Origin of the sequence: Leptospira yanagawae serovar Saopaulo str. Sao Paulo = ATCC 700523 (genome assembly GCF_000332475.2) — a bacterium.
GTDB classification, from domain to species: Bacteria; Spirochaetota; Leptospiria; order Leptospirales; family Leptospiraceae; genus Leptospira_A; species Leptospira_A yanagawae.
On sequence record NZ_AOGX02000035.1, the window covers coordinates 36,346 to 55,382 of the forward strand.

A 19,037-nucleotide genomic window follows, 5' to 3' on the forward strand; every position below is an offset into this window, starting at 1 on the left:
ACTTCCCTGTTACGCTTGTTTTGCGGGGGAAGTTCGGGATGGTATTTCAGCCAATCTTTCCGACATTCGGATTGCCTCTCCTTTTTCTTGGAGGGGCAAAAGTTTCCCACCCATTACCGATGCCGAATCTCCAGAACATTTAAAACAAATTTCTGATTTGGGTATCCCATCCATTTTTGATATCCACACTCATTTTTTTCCTGAAACCATCATGAAGTTAATTTGGCGATGGTTTGACAATGTGAACTGGGCCATAGGCTACAGGTTACCGGAATCGGAACGAGTGAATCGATTGCACCATAATGGCATCAAACACTTCACCACTTTAAATTATGCACACAAAAAGAATATGGCAGAATCTTTAAATGATTGGACCTTTGCCAATTTTAAAAACTGGGAAGGAGCCATTCCTTTTGGTACATTTTATCCAGAAGAGGGTGTACTTCGGTATGTAAAACGTGCGGTGGAAGAATACGGGTTTTTGGGATTCAAACTCCATTGTGAAGTTTCTAAACTCAATTTAAATGATCCAGAACTCGGTGATTGTTTTACTTATTTAGAAAAAAAGGAAATTCCCATTGTGATCCATACTGGTACGGCTCCACTTCCTGGAGAATTCACAGGGATTCAATTTTTCAAACCCTTCATTGAATCTTATCCTAAGTTACATGTGATTGTGGCGCATATGGGAGCCCACGAAATCTCCGCATATGCTGCGTTACTTGGTGATTTTCCAAATTTAGCATTGGATACAACAATGGTTTTTGTTGACTTTCTTGCGACGGGCAAAGTGGAAGATGTGGATTCTGCCATTCCAATTTTGGAAGCCTACCAAAACCAAATTTACTTTGGGTCAGACTTTCCCAATATCCCTTACAACCTAAACCACCCCATTGCAAACCTCCTTCGCCTTCCCATTTCAGACAAAGCCAAACAAAAAATCCTCTACCAAAACGCAAAAAACCGATTTTTTAAATGAAACGTGGTTGCATTTGCAACAGCGTTGCAAATGATAGGCAAACAGAGGTAGATATGAAATTCTTACAACCATTCATGATCATTTCCATGTTATTTGCATTTGGAAATTGTGCTGAGTTATTTTCTTCAAAAGACAAAGACAATAATGAAGATTTGATTTTGGCAGCGCTATTGGCGGGACCTGGCTGTGGACCAACAGCTGTATCAGGATCTGCAGGCAATGGAACTAAATACAATTTCGCAGGCTGTACTGGAGATGCAAACGTTGTCCTTAATGGTTTTGGGTTTACCGTAAATGGAGTTTCTTTTAACGCTGGAATTCAAGGTACTTCAAATTCTTCTACCATTGTTACAAATGCATCTAGTTTATCTGAAACAGGGAATGAATCGAAGGCAGGAATTGAAGTTGTGTATGTTATGAACCAAGCAGGATCGAGTATTGATGCAATGATTCAAACTACAACTAGTTTGGCTGGTCCAGGTGTCCGTTTGAGTCCAACATCAGCGCAATGGTTAAATGCAACTAATGCTTTTGCATTCGGAACGAAAGCCGGATCTCCTTGGGCATCTTCTGTTTCCGTTGAAAAAACTGTTTGCCTTGAAGTTCATAATGAGAGTGGAGATGCACATATTTTCGGTTGGTCGTTACCTTGCAATCAAGTTGATCGAAGTAATTACGAGTTTGAAGAGGATGGAGCGACTATAAGCGATTTCTCAGGAAATAGAGTTGGTTTAAGAATCAATAATGCTGTCATTAAATCAATAACTATCTATTCTTCGGTAATTGGTGCGGTTGGTTCCTTCCGCTAGCAATGAAACAGGATCAAATTTAGATTTGATCCTCGAATGAAGGTCAAAAACAGTTAAAACAGTGAAATTTAGATTCTCAAAAACCATTTCTTTGGTGCGACTGGTGGGATTTGTCCTGCCGGTCTTTTTTGCGTTTTGGTTGTACGCAGACACAAATGATTGGGAAAAAGAATTAGAGGATCCAAAGGAATCGAAATCGAGTTCCAAAGCCCAAACAACTGGGAAAACAGTGAACTCGGAAGACTGGGAAGCCGAACTCGACAAAGACTTAAAAGACCAAGAAACGCGTAGCAAGGTCACGGAAGGGAGCCGAGGTGTGACTTCCAACGCACAGCAACCAAACCAAATCAATCGCTCCGCACAAAATTTGATGATGGATGTGTCGGCGGCCATCGACATCGTGGGCGCTTGGGACAGAAACAAACCGAGAGGCACTGGGGAGCGGATTGATAACAAACTTGATGTGCGCTCCGCTGAGTTTGGTTTTACGGCAGCCGTTGACCAGTGGATGCGTGCCAATTTCCTCGGAGCAGCTCACGGAGAAGATGGAAAGTATTACTTCGAAGTCCATGAAGCCAATGTGATCTTTCCCTTTTTACCGCTTAACACCTCACTAAAAGTGGGACAGATGTTCATCGACATTGGACGTCTAAACCGAATCCACTTACATGACAGGCCCTTTACCATGAATCCCATTGTTCACGAAAAATTTATCGGTTTTGAATCGGCAATGGATACGGGCGCTGAATTTAGTATTTTACTCCCTTGGAAATGGATCACCCAAGAACTCGTATTAGGTGCGACGAATGGTAAAAAATGGGGGCATTCCCATTCCGAAGGCCAACAAAAAAATAATCCAATGGGGTATGCCCACCTCAAACATTTTTATTATTTTGGAAATAACTGGGGAACCCAATTTGGATTTTCTGGTGTACGATTTGAACCCACAACGGACAGAAGGAACCAAAGGTATCTGTATGGAATGGACGCTGTTTTACGTTGGAACCGCTCTAATTTGCGGGAACTGATGATCATGTCTGAAGGTTGGTACCAACAGGAAATATTCCCGGAACAATTAGATCCAAGTACCTTCCGAAGCTCAAAAGCTCCGTCTCGCGACCAATGGGGGTATTATTTTTTTATGGATTATAAGTTCCACCAACTCTGGTCTCTTGGATACCGTTATGATTATTTTACCGACAAATCCCTGGTCGACAAAAATGGAAAACTTGCGGACAATGCAATCGAGGCCCATTCCGCACAAATTACCTTTCATAGTTCTGAGTTTGGAAGGATACGAGGATCTGTGGAAAGACGATACATCCAGGACTATTCCAAAACGGAATTCCAAGAACAAAGGGAATGGAGATTTTATGTGCAAGCAGTTGCAATCTTAGGATCCCATCCGGCTCATAGTTATTAAGAGGAAAAAACAATCATGATAGCAATCATTCATACGATCCATAAGAAATTTGAATCCAAACGTATCCCTTTGACAAAGTTTTGTTTGTTATCATTGATTTTATTCACCTTCCCAGTTTTTGCAAAAGTTTCCCTTGTTGCAAGTATCTCTGATATAAAATATATCGCCGAACAAGTTGCAGGTGATCGTGCAGATGTATATGGAATGATCCGTGGAGTGGATGATCCCCATTTTGTGATGACTCGCCCTGATTTTTTAGTAAAGCTTAGTGAGGCAGATGTTTTATGTGTGATTGGTCTTGATTTGGAAGTGGGTTGGGTTCCTTATCTGCAACAACAATCGCGAAATATGAAAATCCAAAAAGGACAACCAGGGTATTGTGATACTTCCTTTGGAGTGAAAATTTTGGGTGAACCAACGGTAATGATGGATCGTTCCATGGGGGATATGCACATTTATGGAAATCCTCATTATTGGAATGATCCCATCAATGCCATCCAAATTGCACAAAATATTAAAAATGCTCTTACACGAGTGGATCCATTGAATGGGGAATACTATGAAGGGAATTTTAATTCCTTTAAAAAACGCATCATCCAGCTGACAAAGGAAGAAATGAAAAAAATGGAACCATACTTTGGTCTAAAAGTAGCTGTTTTCCATGACCAATTTGTTTACCTTGCTTCTAGGTTTAAATTTAATGCCAATTTAACCATAGAAGAACGCCCGGGTGTTCCACCTTCTGTTCGTTATATGGACCAAGTCATTAGTTATATGATCGCGGAAAAGATAAAAATTATCTTGATCGGACCTTATCACAATCCAAAGTATGCAGAGTATGTCTCTTCGAAAGTACCAGGGTCAATGGTTGTCACAATTCCTGTCTCTGTCGGTGCGCTTGATACAACAAGTTACGAAGAAGCCTTACGAATGAGTTTACAAAAAATACGCGATGCAAGCGATAAAACCAAATAGTCTGGCAAAACCAATCACATTTATCCACACAGATCATTTGTCTGTGGGATACAGAAAAGAATTCCCTGTTGTTACAGACATCCACCTTCATATCGAAGCTGGTAAAACCTATGCACTTGTGGGTGGTAATGGCGCTGGCAAAACCACACTATTCCGCACACTCACGGACTTACTCCCACCACTTGCTGGTTCCATTCAATTTTCCAAAGAGATATCCACTTCCTATGTGCCCCAAGCCAAAAAAATGGCTTTGGATTTTCCGTTACGTGTGCAAGACGTTCTTTTAATGCCCAAAAACATTGGTTTTAGTTTTTTGCCGAAACGTAAATTTTCCGAAGAGGATATGGCTCTCATTGAAAAAACAGGTGTTAGTTCTTATTTAAAAAAACAAATTTCTTTATGTAGTGGTGGGCAATTGCAAAAGGTTTTGATTTTGCGATCTCTTCTCACAAAAGCCAATTTGATATTTTTAGATGAACCAATGGATTCTTTGGATCATAATGCAAGGGAACTTTTCCAATCCATTTTATCGGAATACTTAAAGATAGGAAACAGATCTCTTTTTTTTATCACCCATAGCCTCGAACATGATTGGGGTTTTGGATTTGATGAAGTGTTTGAGATCGACGAAGGAAAGTTATACAATATCACAAAGGGAGAGAGGCCACCAAACTGCCACCACCATGACTAGTCTCCTTTCCAGTTGGAATTTATTTTTACCACAAATCTTAGTGGGTAGTCTTGTAGGGGCATTACTCTCTGTCCTCGGGATACTCATTGTACTTAGGGGTATGACTTTTTTTGGTGTGACCCTTTCGCAAGCCGTTACGTTTTCTGTCGCCTTGTCTCTTTTTATGGAATGGCCAGGGGAAGTGTTTCCGATTTTGTTTTCTTGTATTTTGGTATTTCCACTTCTCTATGTCCGCAAACTTCCCGGTATGAAGGAAGAGGTGATCCTCGGGATCTTGTTTGTTTTTTTTTCTGCAGCTTCCCAGTTTATGCTCGCACTCGGTGGCAATGTCCAAAACCATTTGATGGCCGCTTTTTTTGGGGACATTCTCACTTCACAGGTGAGAGCCGATTCTCTCGGGATTTATGTTGCGATTTTCTTTTTTTTCCTCTATTTGAGTTTTTTCAGAAGGTTTTTGTTCATTAGTTTTGATCGGGACGAATACAAAATCCAAGTGGGAAACCCACTTCCTTTTGATTTGTTATTTTATATCATCCTTGCGGCCTCACTCACGGTCGCAGTGAATTTACTTGGAACATTTTATAGCATAGCTCATCTTTTACTCCCTGTGTTTGCCTTATTACCCATTATTCGTTCTTTGAAAATCCTAACGATTGTTTGTGTCTTGTTTTCTATTTTCTCCACTTGCATTGGATTTATGGTCTCTCTCGTAGGCCTGGAACGAAATGGTGAAATGATATACTTTCCCACATCTTCAAGCATCATTCTTGTGCTTTGTTTTTTTGCTTTTTTAATCCATCTGATTCGTTTTCTTATCTCTTCCGTTTTTTCTAAAAGAAGCCGATAAATATTTTGTGGAAACCATTCCTTGTAATACCTGCGGTAATTTGACCTTTCGACCTCTATTTACTAAAAATAGCCCACTTGGTGAAACATTCTCCATTGTCAGTTGCCAGTTTTGTGGGCTTGTGCAGGTAAATCCTCAACCAAGTTTGGATGCGGTGAAAAAATACTATGATGATTCTTACTTCACACAAAGGACTGAACGTGGGTATGATAACTATTATTCGAGTGAATTAAGAAAAGAAATCTCTCGTGTATTCCAATTGAATTTAAGGGATCTGGATTTTTTTACTTGGGAGTTAAAACGCAAAAAAGAAAGCGAAATAAAAGGCAAAACCCTGGCCTCTCTTGATATTGGTTGTGCCGCAGGTTATTTTGTCGCTTACATGAAAGAAAATGGGTATGAGGCAAAAGGAATTGAGATTGCCGATGGACCAGTTAAGTTTGCACGAGAATCACTTGGGCTTTCGATTTTTCAGGACAATTTTTTAACTTGGGATTTGGAGTTTCAAAACCAATTTGATGTGATCACTCTTTGGGCGACCATTGAACACCTACACAAACCGAAGGAAACTTTGGAGAAAATCAGAAAACACTTGTTACCTGGTGGAATCTTAATTTTGTCCACTTGTCGGTATGGATTATTAGCCAAATGGAATGGTTTAAATTGGCGTTACCTAAATGTCCCAGAACATTTGTATTATTATTCCTTTTCCGGATTAAAAAATCTTTTACTGTCTCTTGGTTATCATTCTCCCAAGGCCTTTACCTATGGGAGTGGGCTTACAAATAAAAAAGATGCCTCAATCTTTTTTCGAATGCGAAAGGCCTTTTTTGACCGTTTCGTCAAATGGTTTAATCTGGGAGATATGATGGTATTTTCTGTTAATAAAGAGTAACCAATCAAGACAGTGACTTTAAAATATCTTCCACACAAAAGTTAACCACTTCATCCAAATCAGCCGTTGCGTCCACAAAGATGGTAGAGTCAGGAAGGATGGCAAGGTAGTTTTGGTATATGCGGGTTTGTTCTCCTTCGTCATCAAACACTTCTTTGTTGCCACCACGAGAATTTCTACGTTCCAAAGCTTCTTCCGGAGATAGATCTAAAAAGTAAACTCGGTTTGGTTCCGGAAAACCTTTGTCCTCATTCATGTACAAAATGTCCGCGGCATGTTCTTCATCTTTTCCTTGGTAGGCAGCCGTAGAAAAATAATAACGATCTTGAACTATTGACTTTCCATTCTTTAACGTTGGTAAGATGGTTTCATTCACTGAAACTTCTCTATCGAGTAAAAATAGTTTTAATTGTTCGTCTTGGCTTAGTTTGATTTTCCCTTGGAGGAATTCTCTGATTTTTTTGCCATAAACACTTTCCGTTGGCTCCCTGTGCCACTCTGTAGGGATGGATTTTGAGTTTAGAATTTCCGAAACTTTTTTTGAAACTGTCGTTTTCCCGGAACCATCGATCCCTTCGAAGACAAAAAATTGAGAATTTTTGGACATATCTCTTCCATTTTCAGAATCAACGTTTTTTCCTCGACTTATTTACGAATTTCGACAGTTTAGTCTAAGGAGCAAATACATGAAAAAAATTTCGTCTATGCTAATCATTGCTTTATTGGCTGTATTTATGATCAACTGTGCCTCTGAAGAAGTGAAACAACCGACTCAGCCAGTGGTAGAAGAACCAAAACCTTCTAAAAAGCCAAAATTGGATGAATCATTCAAAACAAGAACAAGAGACATCAAGTAATTGTTGTTTCCGTTCGAGGCCACTCAGGGTGACTTGAGTGGCTTTTTTTTTACCTTTTTGCTAATTAATTCTACAAAAATCACGAAAATTCAAACACTGCGTTCTTTAATGCTCCTAATTTAAGCATGATGCAGTAAACTTCACTACAATGCTCATTGGTACCGATCTTGCAATAAATATGCATGTATCCCTCTATGCATATCGAAAGCGAAAGTCATAAACTAGTTAGGGAATGGAAGGAGTGGCTTGCCAAGGGGGAACTCACCCCAGTGTTCCAACCGATTTTGTCATCCGAATCCACAGGGATTTATGGTTATGAACTGTTAGGACGTTTGGCTACAAACGAAGGTTACCTTAGTTTAGGTGAATTTTTTCTAACTCATACATTGGGTTACGATGAACTGTTTTTTTTAAAAAAACAAGTGGATGAAACCATACGTTATACCGCTTTACAAAAGTTTGCAAGTGATGCACCGCCAGAAACAAAATTATTTCTGAACATTTCACCGAACATTTTGTACCATGCTTTACTGAATTTGGAAACAACCTTACCACAAACCATTCGGATGGTGAGAGAAATTGGACTCGACCCAACTAGGATTGTAATTGAAATCACAGAAGAACGATTTCCTCATAATTTAGAATTATTAAAACCTGTTTTGAATTTATACCGTAAGGAAGGATTTTCCATAGCGGTGGATGATGCGGGGTCAGAAGCGAGCAATTTAGATCGAATTGGTTTGTTTCATCCTGAGATCATCAAAGTGGATTTACAAATGTTACGTCGTTCCACATTTTCCAGAAATTTTAAAGAGATCCTTCTTAATTTATCAAAGTTAGGCGAATCATTAGGTAGTAGTTTATTATTTGAAGGTATTGAATCCGAAGATGAATTGTACAATGCTTTGAATTATGGCGCTCGTTACATCCAAGGGTATTATTTTGCAAAACCAGAAGTTCCATTTTCGGGAAGATTTGAATACCGATCTGAGATGCAATCCTCTTTGGAATACTTCCATGCACGGAAACAAAAAGAGATGAACCACCAAATCGAATGGGAAACCATTTGGAAAAACAAACTCTCAGAAATCGTGATGGGATTTGGAGAAGTGGATGGGATTTGGGAATGGCAGGAGAATTTTAACACAACTGTATTTGGAGATGGCGATTTTTTTAGGATGTACATCACCAATCATATGGGATTTCAAGTTTCTCCCAATTACTCTCGTACTGACATGGGGGATATGAAACCTGATTATTCCTTCCTTGGGAAAAACTGGTCCTTTCGGCCTTATTTTTTTGAACACCTTCACAAATCCAAAACCAGCCGTGATGCTTGGACTCTTTCGCATATGTACCATGACATTTCCGAACGTATGATGTTACGGACTTTTGCACGAAACCTATCTGAAAATTTGATTTTATTTATCGATGTGGTCGTTTCCCGAGGCTGAAAGGTTTTGCGTTAATGGATTGGATAGGGAATTTTGGTAAGAGATATGGCAAAAATGCAGTTTTTGCAATTACCAGTTCCACCTCCAAGTTATTTTGCAGCTACCGGGAATGTTCCACTAGCAGCTGCTAGTTTAGCCAGTTGTTTGGAATCTAAGGACGATCCTGTAAAAGGGATCACCGCCTCTGTGATTTCACCAGAAGATACCGATTCACTCGGAGACATCGACTTAATTGATCGGATTTGTAAAGAAGGCCCTGATTTTTTAGGCCTCTCATTGTATTTATGGAATACCGAACGTAGCATTTATATTGCTAACGAAGTCAAAAAAAGAAATCCTGAAATCCAAATCCTTGTCGGTGGCCCAGAGGTCAATGAAGACAATCCTTTTGTGTTAGGTGAGACTGGTTTTGACATTGCGGTTTCTGGAGAAGCAGAACATAATTTTCGTAATCTCATGAAATCATTACTCCACAAAGAATCATTAGAGAATGTGGAAAATGTTGCGTATCGAAAAAAAGATGGGAGTCTCAGTGCATTTGGAGTTCCATCACCAGCAAATTTCCCATTAACAGATTTTCCTTCCCCCTATACAACAGGACACTTACAAGTGGATCCAAAACGGTCCACGTATTTGGAAACCGTGAGGGGATGTAAATCGCAGTGCACGTATTGTTTTTATCCGAAGTCTTCCCAAAGTTTACGAACACTGGATATCAAAGAAACCATCCAATTGATCTCCAACTTAAAAAACCAAGGAGCAAGGGAACTTGTTTTTTTAGACCCTACTTTTAATCACAGACCAGGGTTTGAATCCTTTCTTGATGCCATTGCTGAAGTGAATGCCGATGGCCAAATGACCATGTTTGCGGAACTTCGATCGGAAGGAGTAACACCAAAACTTGCCACCAAACTTCGAAAAGCTGGGTTTAATCGGATTGAACTTGGATTGCAGTCTGTAAACGAAGAAACCTTAAAACGAGTGAAACGATATGGGAGTCCAAACAAAGTAGCGGAAGTGGCAAAGATGTTAGCGGGAGAAGGGATTGATTTACTTTTAGATCTCATCATTGGACTTCCAGGTGACACACCAGACGATGTGGAAAGGGGAATTCATTTTTTCTTAGAACATGGACTCGGTGAGTGGGTACAAGCCTTCCCCCTTTCTGTCTTGCCTGGGACCAGTATGCGGAAAGATGCAGAGAAAGAAGGATTGGTTTATATGCCTAAACCACCGTATCGAATCATCCAAACACCTACGTTTAGCCCAGAAGACTTACGTGATTCCGTTTATTTTGCAGAAGATCTACTGGAACGAAGGTTAGACGAATTCCCAAGGCCTTTTTTATGTGATAGGGTTACTGGAATTTCTGACCGATTTGATTGGTATCCGGAGGATTCGAATGAGTCCCATCCATCTCAAGTTGGTGTGTTGGAAGCGGGGTCGAGGCACCAAAGCATTTGGTTCCATCCTAAATCACTTTCGGAAGACCTTAAACAAATCCAAACACTCATTGGAAAAAAAATCGAAAGAGAGCCATTTTGCACAATTGATTTCGTGATCGAACTGGGAAATGTTCCCAATGCAAATGAAATCCAATCCTTAGTTCGTTACCTAGAGTCAAAACGAAACTCCTATCTCTCCAAAACATTGGCATACAGAGGTGAAAACTTACAACACCGATTGGTACTGGTTATCCCTGAAGGAAACGAAAGGCTTCGTAATTGGTGTTCCCAACTAGACGGACAAGAATCATTTTTAGTGTATGAAACCATACCACCTTCTGCAATTACCAAATTGAATCCAGAAGTGACTCATTTTTATTTGTTAAAAGGGGATACGGTAACCAAAAAAGATTGGGATCACTTAAAAGAGGTAATGGATCCAGAAACCATTACCTTTTCCTCTCGGGCTTTGGAGGAGAGGTGGTGTATGGAAGTATTGGGATATGGAGAAATTTAAAATCAGAACCTTACGTTTTTTGGATTTGTTTACGAAAGAATTCTACGTTCTCTAAAAATCTTTTTTTCTCGCCGGCCCTTGAAGAATGGCCTGCGATAGCAAGACCAACCGTTAAGTGGCCTTCTTCGTTTTTTGTGATGGTTTTGATTTGGCCAAAAGCAGTTAATGGGGATTGCATTTTAAAAAAAATATCAAATTGAAATCCGGAAAGTTTTGGTAAACTTTGCATGAGATCCGGGTGGTCCACAATCACTTTGAGACCACCTTCTGAAATATCAATGACAGGAAATTTTCCATCCGACTTAATCATGTTAGAGTGACGAATTCGGTCCACCATCTCAAAACATAATGTTTTCATCTCCATGGCTTTTAAGAGATCAAAGTTTTCCGTTTTACTTTGCATGTGGATATAACCGATGGGAATGGATTCATCTTCATCATTCAGATACAAAACGGGAAGTATGAGTTCCGATTTGATTTTTAAATTTCTGCGGTTATTAATTTCTTTGTTAATGTCTTCATCAATTTCATCTGCAAAAACAATAAAGTCCTCATTTGGTGAAGATTCGTAACATTCCCGATTGTTGACATCTTCTAGGAGTAATCCTTTTTTTGTTTTTTTGATCAGTCGTATCACTTCGTTATCTTCACGAGAATTGAAGGTTGAAATTTTAATGAAATCCACAGTGTTTTTTAATTTGGTTTCATAGTCTTGGAAGTTGACTTTGACAGCGGTTGGAACATGGAACATATCGGTTTCAATTTTTGCCTTACTCGAAACCACATTCGTAATCCAAGCAGAACCAGGTGGGACAGGGATTCTTGAGCTTTCTCTGTCTTTTTTGGCGATGGCAATTTTATTCAATTGGAGGATGTATTGGGATTCACCCTTATCCTGTTCCACAGTACATTCCAAGTGTAAGTAACGACCAAGGATTTTGTACAGAGTGATTTTTTGACCGACGGACAGTGTAATGGTTGGGCGAACACCCACAAGGATTTTGTTCCCATCTTGGGATACCTTTTTTAGGTAACAGATTTCGCCTGAATGGATGTCATCTTTTAGGTTTAATTCTTGGTTTAATAAAAATTTGGTCAAAACATGCAGTTTTTTTTCCGTGTCGGAAAAAACATCCAAGGAACGTTTGTTTCTTTCTACTGTTTCCATAAAAGGTCGTGGTACTCACTATTATCGGTCAATTTTCTCCTGAAATTCTCTTGCACGCAGAGTTTTCTTACCTAAAGTAGAAAAAGGAAGGATAATTATGTCAAATCACCCCCTACCAGGATCTGAGCTTCTCGATGGAGTCAGTGGACAAGAGCTCTTCTCGGTCAACATGGGACTCACGTATCGAGATTTTTTAGTACTACCTGGATATATAGACTTCAATCCAAGTGATGTGGAACTCGAAACAAAACTTTCCAAAAATATTTCACTCAAAAGACCACTCATGAGTTCGCCCATGGACACAGTGACAGAGTCTGAAATGGCCATTGCACAGGCGCTAATGGGTGGGATCGGAATCATACATTATAATAACACGATAGAGGAACAAGTAGATCTCGTTCGGAAAGTAAAACGATACGAAAATGGATTCATCAAAGATCCAATCCTCCTTTCACCAGAACATACGGTCGCTGATTTAGATGCGGTCAAAGAAAAATATGGGTTTAGCGGAATCCCTATTACGGAAAACGGAACCGCCAGTACCAAGTTAGTTGGAATTGTCACCAACCGAGATGTGGATTTTGAAAAAGACCGCAATATTAAATTAGGTAAGGTGATGACCACAGAACTCATCACCGCAAATGTAGGAATCAGTTTACTCGAAGCGAATGATATCCTCCGTACAAGTAAAAAAGGAAAACTTCCCATTGTGGACAAACAAGGAAAACTTGTGGCACTCATTTGTCGAAGTGACCTGAAAAAAAATAAAGAATTCCCCCAATCTTCAAAAGATGACCAAAAACGATTGCGTGTGGGTGCTGCACTTTCCACCTTACCGGAGTCACGCGATCGTATGGCTGCTCTTGCAGGAGTTGGAGTGGATGCAATCATCATTGATTCTGCGCAAGGAAACTCAAGTTACCAAATTGAAATGATCCAATGGATCAAATCCAATTTTCCAAACATCGATGTCATCGGTGGGAATGTGGTCACAAAAGCACAAGCTGCCAATCTCATTGGGGCTGGGGCTGACGGATTAAGGATTGGAATGGGACCTGGTTCCATTTGTATCACACAAGATACAATGGCAGTTGGTCGAGCGCAAGCGACTGCTGTTTTCAAAACGGCAGAGTATGCGCAAAGTCACGGGGTTCCCGTCATTGCTGATGGAGGCATTTCGAATATCGGTGACATCGCCAATGCACTGGCGATTGGGGCTTCCATGTGTATGATGGGTTCCATGTTTGCAGGAACAAAAGAAGCACCTGGTGAGTATTTTTATGAGAACGGCATTCGTCTAAAGAAATATAGAGGGATGGCTAGTTTGGAAGCGATGAGCAAAGGTGGGGACAAACGGTATTTCTCAGAATCACAAAAGATCAAGGTAGCACAGGGTGTTTCTGGTTATGTTGTGGACAAAGGATCCGTTCTCAATCTCATCCCATACCTTGTGCAAGGCCTAAGACAAAGTTTCCAAGATATGGGATACCGAAATATCCCAGACCTTCACAAAGCCTTACGCGAAGGAAAACTTCGTTTTGAACGTCGGACGGAATCGGCACAGGCACAAGGAAGTGTTCATGGATTGTATTCTTATACGAAACCTTCGATGAGAGCTGAATAAAGAAATTACATGCGAAAACTTTGGATTTTATTTTTTTTGATTTCTTTTGCCACACTCGATGCACAAACACCTGATACGAGTTTGTCGGCACAAGAACTTTTGGCAAGGCTTGACCGAGAAATGGATTTTGGAAAAGGCCTTGTGAAAGGAACCTACGTTCTCATTCGTAGGAACGGAACATCGGAAACCTGGAAGATCAACCGGTTTTTCAATGGGGAGGATGCCCTTTTGTTGTTTGATCGAAAGGGTAGAGGTTTAGAGTCCAAACTCCTCACGAAAGATGAAGGGGAAAATGTATTTTTCTTCAATGTCCTCAGTGCAAAACTCTTTCGCAAAACCGATGATGAAAAATACGAATCCCTCATGGGCACTGGATTTTTTTATGTGGATTTGTCTGGATATTCGTATCAGGCAAATTACAACCCTCTAGTCAATGGAGATTTGGAAATTGGTGGAGAAGTGTACTACCGCGTTTCTTTGAAACCCATTTTACCATACTTTTATAAGAAGTTAGTTTTACTAGTTGGTAAAAAAGATCTAAAACCCTATCGTGTGGACTTTCATGACCGTGATGGTATTTTATTCAAAACCTTAAACTTAAAGTATGGTCCTGTCAAAATCAAAGACAATACAGGCAAAGTGGAAGAAATCCAAAAAGCCTCTCGGTTGGAAATGTTAGATTTGAATACAGGTAGCATCACTGTTTGGGAAATCCAAGAAGTGGATAAAACAGTGAACCCAGATGCTTCCCTTTTCAATGTGGATAACCTAAGCCGGTAACATTCATTTTGGTTGAACCAGGCCTTATCCTCTTTCGGACAGCTTTCCAAAAAAAAGAATCCATCCAACTTTCCAAAGAAGAGTTGAACCACCTTCGGGCGCTTCGATTGCAAAACGAATCTACCATCATCCAAATCCGTGATGGAGAGGGTGGGCTCTTTAATTATATCTACTTGCCCAATTCCAAAGAACTATTTTTCCAAAATGAAGAGTATGTTCCGAGAAAAAACCATCGTAAAAAAATAGCAATTGCCTTACCGAAAGGGAATCGATTGGATTTCTTTTTACAAAAAGTGACTGAGATCGGTTTGGATGAAGTGGTATTTTTGGTTTTTCGTCATTCGATCCGGAAAGAATTCAATTTAGAACGAGCCGAAAAAATAGTAAAAGAAGCAGCTGCCCAATCCAAACAAACGGAAATTTTAAAACTCTCCATTGAACCTGCGGGAAACTGGTTAGAAGCACATAAAGAAAGTTTGGTGGTCTTCCATCCTTTTGGAAATCAACCTTTCGAGATGGGTACATTACAAAACAAAATTCCAGTGATTGGGCCTGAAGGTGGGTTCCATATGGATGAAGAAAACTGGATGGAAAAAAACCGAATCGAACGTATCACTTTGCCCGGTGGGGTGTTACGTACCGAAACTTGCGGAATTGTTGCCGCAAGTTTTCTGGTTTATGGAACAAATTGAACTTATTTGTTTGTTAAAAGTAAAATCGTTCCTGATAAATTGCAATTGGTAGAACAGTTGCTAAAACAAGTGGAAGCGGCAGTATAATTTGCCCCAGTGATATCAGGATACGCCGCAGCACATCCAGAATTACAAGCATCCAAACTCCCTCCCGTACAGGATACGATGAAGGTGAACAAGTTTCTCTCCAAGGTTTTGTCTTCTCGTTTTTGGCAAGATGTAGATAAGAACATGACAAAACCCAAAACAATCAGTAAAATAAAACGTTTCATAACACTAAGACTCTTCTCTCCTAGCATTTCGTCAATCGGTTCGTAAAAATCTTGACCCTTGTGACTTTTCCTATGCATTGGATGAGATTCCGATATGGCAGAAAGTTCTAAAAAAGTTTTAGAGAAAAAAGGACAGGGGGAATATGAATTCACCGCCTATGGGGAATTTCTGTCCTATTTCCACGCCCATATCGATATCTTCAAACGCCTACTCAAAGCAAAAAAAATGGACCCTGCCAAAGTGGATGAGGTGGCAAAACAAATTAAGTCTTACATGACGGGGAATATCAAAAAAACAGACCAGTTTTTTGAACACCTTCCGCAATTTGCGACCATCCTCGGGGTTTCCAAAGAGGAAGTTTCGGCTTACCTCAATTCCAATTTTATTGAAGTTTTATCAAAAGTACAAGAAAAACTCAAAAGCCAAGAATTAGAAAAATTAGAAAATGCTCCGGCACCAACGTATACATCCATCTCAGAAGAAATCGTTGAACGGTTGCAAGTCACTCATCCCAAGGACTTTGTGTTTGCCCAAAAAGGCATTTTGATGGTTTTAGAAAATCCTCTTACGGGAGAAATCATAGAACCTCAAGGACTGATGGCCGCATCTGCTAAAGCCGCACTTGCCATGCCTGCTGGAACCGATTCGGAAAAGGAACCTGTCTCCCTAACAGAGGCACTTGCCGTTGCCAATGCTCCTCCTACACCAGTAGCGAAAAAACAATCCCTAATCCCCGAAAAAGATAAATCCATCCTACAAGAAATTGTGGAAACGTTTGGTGAAAATCTAACAGGCGAATTGTTAGAGGTCAAAATTGGACCAGAAGTCACTGAAACGCCTCACGTAGAATCCAGTTCCTCTGCCTCATCTACAAAATCAAATGAAGAATATGAAATCGAAGACTTAGAATTTGATGATTCCACGGAATCCGAAAAGGGAAGTGGATCATCCACATCAGGCACAGATGACCATGATGATTTTTCCGATGACCTCGGGATTGAATACGAAGAAGAAGTTCCAAAACCACCAGCAGTCGATTTAAATTTGGTAAGGCTTGGCAATTACTCCGTAAAAGAGTTTATGGATTTGGTGCAGACCATCACCACCTACCAAACGAAAGGTGATCAAGTTGGGTACCAAAATTGGTTACGAAGTTTATCCGAATTTGATAAAGCTGTGGTTTCCTTACGAACCCAAGTTTTAAAAGAACAAAAAAATGAAATGGTCGATTGGAATTCTCTGTTTCAGATGACGAGTTCCAAGTCAGAACTAAAACCAGATGTTCTAAAAGGGATCGTTAAAAAAATCAAAAACTATCAAATTGTCAAACTGACGTTAGACCGCATGATCCAAGAATTCAAAAAAGGAAGTCCTGAGTTCATGCAAATCGTAAAGATGGCATGGCCTCATATTCAAAAGTCTTTTTACGAAGTTCCCAATTACCCACAAGTTCAGAATTTGCTTCGAGGGATTTTGTCTCGGGTGAATGGTGAGGCACATAAAAAAGAATTTTCAAAAATTTTCACTATGGCCCTCAATTTCATCCAATCCAAATTCCAGGTGTAAGTGATGCACCGAGAGAATCCATCTCTCAAATCCTTCCATACAAAAGGTAATATTGTTTTCAGGTACAAGCGAATAACGATCGTTACTTTTCTATTATTTAGTTTTCTCTTGTTATTCTTGGAAAGTATCCATTCACAAACAAAAACTGATATCATTGTTGATCCCCTTTTACAAAAACCTTGGATCCCAGATGCCGAGGAAGAAGAATCAAGAAGTTACCACCGCTTCTTATCTGAATTCAAAAACAAACAATCCTCAGTAAAAAAAAAGGATTCATTTGGTCGTAACTACTTGGTTTCCCCTTCAGGGAAAATTCGTTTTTTGATCGATGATGAATACAGAAAAGAATTTCCGGCACAACGCGAAGCCGATATCGCTGCCAAAGAACTTGAAGTTTTGTATGAAGTGAGAAAAGAAAAGGAAGTGGTTTTCTTAGGAAAGGGGATCCACCTTTGTTACCGCTTAAAAAAAGAAAAAGACCCAGGTTTTTTTCCTGAATGGCTCATCCGTTCCAATGAAATTACAAATAAAGCAGCCAATGAATGGTCGGACCAAACCATCCCATTGGATTTGGTGAGTGAGCCATATGGTTGTTATGTGGATGAAATCTCTCCCATGGACTTTTTGTATTTAGAGTCAGAGTCCTTTCGTTACCGACTCAAAATTCCTTCCAGCTTGCGGTATGAGGGTCTTTTTGGAAATCGATTAGGGATCTACGGGGAAAATCGTGATAGTATATATCGGATTGTGCGTTTCGTCAAATTTTTATCGAATTACCTGCCTGCTGGTCAAACAGAATGGGATGAGGCCCTGAAACTCCAAACCTCAGGCAAAAAAAAGAAAACCTTACCGAAAATCATTTTGTCAATTGGATCTAGTTTTGATAAAGTAAGGCCACTCCGAAATCCTAAAAATTATTTTGTCTTTTGGGATTCTGTTCGTTCCTTATCCAAGAGTCAAATGCGTATGTTGCAATTCAAACGTACAGAAGTGAATGGTGGGTATTTGAGTGAGTGGGTGGAAGTGGACGAAATTGGAAATTCGATCCCGATGGAAATGATGGAATATTATGTATACAATGCACCTAGGGGATACTTTTTATCTTTGTCGTATCCAAAACGAGAAAAGGAATTGGCCACTACCTATTGGAATACAATTCGAACGAGTTTTGTAGTGAAAGACTAACGGGAGATTGGTGGATGTTCACTTCATTCGTAGAAAACAAACACCGAAGGAAAAAAGAACCAAGTGATGATTTTCCTTCATCATTCGAGTTGTTTTGGATTGGGTTTTTACTTATTTTTATATTTTCTCTCATCTTATTACCGTTTGGTGTTTATTGGCAACTCTCTCATTCGATTTGGATTTTATTCATTTTCTTTTTGCCACTGGTATTTTTGGGAATTCATATTTCAAAATCCTATGGAAACAAAATTTTTTTTGCAGTTTTTTTGTCCTTACTTGCTGGTGGGAATGTATTACTTTTTTTAGGTGACTCGATGGGTTACAATCTAGGCCTTACGGCAAAGTTTGATGTATTACCAGAAGAAGTGCATTTTCACCTAGGGTATCGCTATTTGTATTTAAAAGAATTTCGTTTGGATGAAACGGATAGCGGAAGTTTTAATTCTCCTTTGCTTGTGAGGCGCCGTTCAGGTGGGGCAGTATATGGACCTGTCATTACCTTCCAATACAAACGCATTTTATCTCTTTCCGGAAAAGAAACAAAGCGGCCGTTATATGCCATTTGTTATTCGAAAGATTCAGGAACTTGCCAAATTTCAAGCCTTGGTACAGGAGGAATCCTTCTCCGTGAATCCATTTGGGAAAAAGGTGGAACTCGTTTGAAGGAAGATTCTCTTTTTATCGTTTGGAAAAACCGTATCGATCATGAATCCGAAACTAAGGGGATTTATTCCCTTTTGTTTTTGGTGTTTGTCCATCTGCTATGGGGGATTGTGGTGTATTTTCCGACACGTTCGGTGGGGTAAACGAATTCTTTTTTCTTTGAAAGGCCTTCGATCTTTCCGGATTTTGAAAAC

Annotated in this window: 19 protein-coding genes; 16 read left to right on the forward strand and 3 right to left on the reverse strand. The window is 39.8% G+C overall.

What is annotated here, in order from left to right:
- Positions 1 to 43: 43 nt before the first annotated feature.
- From LEP1GSC202_RS15925 to LEP1GSC202_RS15955, 7 genes are all read left to right on the forward strand, one after another.
- Positions 44 to 979, forward strand: coding sequence for an amidohydrolase family protein (locus LEP1GSC202_RS15925; protein WP_039929283.1), 936 nt, complete (start codon positions 44 to 46; stop codon positions 977 to 979).
- A 53-nt stretch (positions 980 to 1,032) separates the two neighbouring features.
- The gene (locus tag LEP1GSC202_RS15930) at positions 1,033 to 1,788 is read left to right on the forward strand and encodes a hypothetical protein (RefSeq protein WP_015678767.1); all 756 of its coding nucleotides are present in this window, start codon (positions 1,033 to 1,035) and stop codon (positions 1,786 to 1,788) included.
- Between the two features lie 61 nt (positions 1,789 to 1,849).
- Positions 1,850 to 3,211, forward strand: a complete 1,362-nt coding sequence (locus LEP1GSC202_RS15935) for a TonB-dependent receptor (RefSeq protein ID WP_039929250.1) — start codon at positions 1,850 to 1,852, stop codon at positions 3,209 to 3,211.
- Between the two features lie 15 nt (positions 3,212 to 3,226).
- On the forward strand, positions 3,227 to 4,186 hold the full coding sequence (locus tag LEP1GSC202_RS15940; protein WP_015678898.1) for a metal ABC transporter substrate-binding protein: 960 nt from the start codon (positions 3,227 to 3,229) through the stop codon (positions 4,184 to 4,186).
- A complete protein-coding gene (locus tag LEP1GSC202_RS15945) occupies positions 4,164 to 4,877 on the forward strand; it encodes a metal ABC transporter ATP-binding protein (RefSeq protein ID WP_015678771.1) in 714 nt (237 codons plus the stop codon). Before LEP1GSC202_RS15940 ends, LEP1GSC202_RS15945 begins: the two co-directional genes overlap by 23 nt.
- Complete coding sequence (locus tag LEP1GSC202_RS15950) at positions 4,870 to 5,724, forward strand: metal ABC transporter permease (protein WP_015678900.1); 855 nt, start codon at positions 4,870 to 4,872, stop codon at positions 5,722 to 5,724. The genes LEP1GSC202_RS15945 and LEP1GSC202_RS15950 overlap by 8 nt, the downstream gene beginning before the upstream one ends.
- Positions 5,725 to 5,731: 7 nt before the next feature.
- On the forward strand, positions 5,732 to 6,619 hold the full coding sequence (locus tag LEP1GSC202_RS15955) for a class I SAM-dependent methyltransferase (RefSeq protein WP_015678888.1): 888 nt from the start codon (positions 5,732 to 5,734) through the stop codon (positions 6,617 to 6,619).
- A 4-nt stretch (positions 6,620 to 6,623) separates the two neighbouring features.
- Here the strand turns inward: LEP1GSC202_RS15955 and tmk are convergent, their stop codons facing one another.
- Positions 6,624 to 7,226, reverse strand: coding sequence for a dTMP kinase (gene tmk / locus LEP1GSC202_RS15960; protein ID WP_015678789.1), 603 nt, complete (start codon positions 7,224 to 7,226; stop codon positions 6,624 to 6,626).
- Positions 7,227 to 7,305: 79 nt separating this feature from the next.
- Between tmk and LEP1GSC202_RS20045 the strand changes: the two genes are divergently transcribed.
- The 3 genes from LEP1GSC202_RS20045 (at position 7,306) to LEP1GSC202_RS15970 (ending at position 10,892) form a co-directional block, all read left to right on the forward strand.
- A complete protein-coding gene (locus LEP1GSC202_RS20045) occupies positions 7,306 to 7,476 on the forward strand; it encodes a hypothetical protein (RefSeq protein WP_015678807.1) in 171 nt (56 codons plus the stop codon).
- A gap of 194 nt (positions 7,477 to 7,670) precedes the next feature.
- Complete coding sequence (locus tag LEP1GSC202_RS15965; protein WP_015678886.1) at positions 7,671 to 8,930, forward strand: EAL domain-containing protein; 1,260 nt, start codon at positions 7,671 to 7,673, stop codon at positions 8,928 to 8,930.
- Between the two features lie 45 nt (positions 8,931 to 8,975).
- A complete protein-coding gene (locus LEP1GSC202_RS15970; RefSeq protein ID WP_039929252.1) occupies positions 8,976 to 10,892 on the forward strand; it encodes a B12-binding domain-containing radical SAM protein in 1,917 nt (638 codons plus the stop codon).
- Positions 10,893 to 10,902: 10 nt separating this feature from the next.
- On the opposite strand, the gene LEP1GSC202_RS15975 is transcribed toward LEP1GSC202_RS15970, so the two are convergent.
- Positions 10,903 to 12,060, reverse strand: coding sequence for a DUF1577 domain-containing protein (locus LEP1GSC202_RS15975; RefSeq protein ID WP_015678832.1), 1,158 nt, complete (start codon positions 12,058 to 12,060; stop codon positions 10,903 to 10,905).
- Between the two features lie 97 nt (positions 12,061 to 12,157).
- On the opposite strand from LEP1GSC202_RS15975, the gene guaB reads away from it, so the two are divergent.
- Genes guaB through LEP1GSC202_RS15990 form a run of 3 tightly spaced genes read left to right on the forward strand, consistent with a single transcriptional unit; the run spans position 12,158 to position 15,156 of the window.
- Positions 12,158 to 13,684, forward strand: a complete 1,527-nt coding sequence (gene guaB / locus LEP1GSC202_RS15980; RefSeq protein ID WP_015678765.1) for an IMP dehydrogenase — start codon at positions 12,158 to 12,160, stop codon at positions 13,682 to 13,684.
- Between the two features lie 9 nt (positions 13,685 to 13,693).
- Complete coding sequence (locus LEP1GSC202_RS15985; RefSeq protein WP_015678849.1) at positions 13,694 to 14,464, forward strand: outer membrane lipoprotein-sorting protein; 771 nt, start codon at positions 13,694 to 13,696, stop codon at positions 14,462 to 14,464.
- A gap of 8 nt (positions 14,465 to 14,472) precedes the next feature.
- Positions 14,473 to 15,156, forward strand: a complete 684-nt coding sequence (locus LEP1GSC202_RS15990) for a 16S rRNA (uracil(1498)-N(3))-methyltransferase (protein WP_015678784.1) — start codon at positions 14,473 to 14,475, stop codon at positions 15,154 to 15,156.
- Between the two features lie 2 nt (positions 15,157 to 15,158).
- Here the strand turns inward: LEP1GSC202_RS15990 and LEP1GSC202_RS15995 are convergent, their stop codons facing one another.
- Positions 15,159 to 15,428, reverse strand: coding sequence for a hypothetical protein (locus LEP1GSC202_RS15995; protein WP_015678819.1), 270 nt, complete (start codon positions 15,426 to 15,428; stop codon positions 15,159 to 15,161).
- A 94-nt stretch (positions 15,429 to 15,522) separates the two neighbouring features.
- Between LEP1GSC202_RS15995 and LEP1GSC202_RS16000 the strand changes: the two genes are divergently transcribed.
- The 3 genes from LEP1GSC202_RS16000 to LEP1GSC202_RS16010 all read left to right on the forward strand — a co-directional run bounded on the left by LEP1GSC202_RS16000 (position 15,523) and on the right by LEP1GSC202_RS16010 (position 18,986).
- Positions 15,523 to 16,995, forward strand: a complete 1,473-nt coding sequence (locus LEP1GSC202_RS16000) for a hypothetical protein (RefSeq protein ID WP_015678749.1) — start codon at positions 15,523 to 15,525, stop codon at positions 16,993 to 16,995.
- Between the two features lie 117 nt (positions 16,996 to 17,112).
- A complete protein-coding gene (locus tag LEP1GSC202_RS16005; protein WP_015678843.1) occupies positions 17,113 to 18,180 on the forward strand; it encodes an LIC10775 family protein in 1,068 nt (355 codons plus the stop codon).
- 14 nt (positions 18,181 to 18,194) lie between these two features.
- Positions 18,195 to 18,986, forward strand: a complete 792-nt coding sequence (locus LEP1GSC202_RS16010) for a hypothetical protein (RefSeq protein WP_015678831.1) — start codon at positions 18,195 to 18,197, stop codon at positions 18,984 to 18,986.
- Positions 18,987 to 19,037 lie beyond the last annotated feature (51 nt).

Excerpts from the sequence above, each read along its gene's own strand:
- LEP1GSC202_RS15945 (WP_015678771.1), top strand. The coding sequence starts at position 4,164 with ATGCAAGCGATAAAACCAAATAGTCTGGCAAAACCAATCACATTTATC.
- LEP1GSC202_RS15940 (WP_015678898.1), top strand. The coding sequence starts at position 3,227 with ATGATAGCAATCATTCATACGATCCATAAGAAATTTGAATCCAAACGT.
- LEP1GSC202_RS15930 (WP_015678767.1), top strand. The coding sequence starts at position 1,033 with ATGAAATTCTTACAACCATTCATGATCATTTCCATGTTATTTGCATTT.
- LEP1GSC202_RS15950 (WP_015678900.1), top strand. The coding sequence starts at position 4,870 with ATGACTAGTCTCCTTTCCAGTTGGAATTTATTTTTACCACAAATCTTA.
- LEP1GSC202_RS15975 (WP_015678832.1), bottom strand. The coding sequence starts at position 12,060 with ATGGAAACAGTAGAAAGAAACAAACGTTCCTTGGATGTTTTTTCCGAC.
- LEP1GSC202_RS15970 (WP_039929252.1), top strand. The coding sequence starts at position 8,976 with ATGGCAAAAATGCAGTTTTTGCAATTACCAGTTCCACCTCCAAGTTAT.
- LEP1GSC202_RS20045 (WP_015678807.1), top strand. The coding sequence starts at position 7,306 with ATGAAAAAAATTTCGTCTATGCTAATCATTGCTTTATTGGCTGTATTT.
- LEP1GSC202_RS15965 (WP_015678886.1), top strand. The coding sequence starts at position 7,671 with ATGCATATCGAAAGCGAAAGTCATAAACTAGTTAGGGAATGGAAGGAG.
- LEP1GSC202_RS16010 (WP_015678831.1), top strand. The coding sequence starts at position 18,195 with ATGTTCACTTCATTCGTAGAAAACAAACACCGAAGGAAAAAAGAACCA.
- guaB (WP_015678765.1), top strand. The coding sequence starts at position 12,158 with ATGTCAAATCACCCCCTACCAGGATCTGAGCTTCTCGATGGAGTCAGT.
- LEP1GSC202_RS16000 (WP_015678749.1), top strand. The coding sequence starts at position 15,523 with ATGGCAGAAAGTTCTAAAAAAGTTTTAGAGAAAAAAGGACAGGGGGAA.
- tmk (WP_015678789.1), bottom strand. The coding sequence starts at position 7,226 with ATGTCCAAAAATTCTCAATTTTTTGTCTTCGAAGGGATCGATGGTTCC.
- LEP1GSC202_RS15995 (WP_015678819.1), bottom strand. The coding sequence starts at position 15,428 with ATGAAACGTTTTATTTTACTGATTGTTTTGGGTTTTGTCATGTTCTTA.
- LEP1GSC202_RS15985 (WP_015678849.1), top strand. The coding sequence starts at position 13,694 with ATGCGAAAACTTTGGATTTTATTTTTTTTGATTTCTTTTGCCACACTC.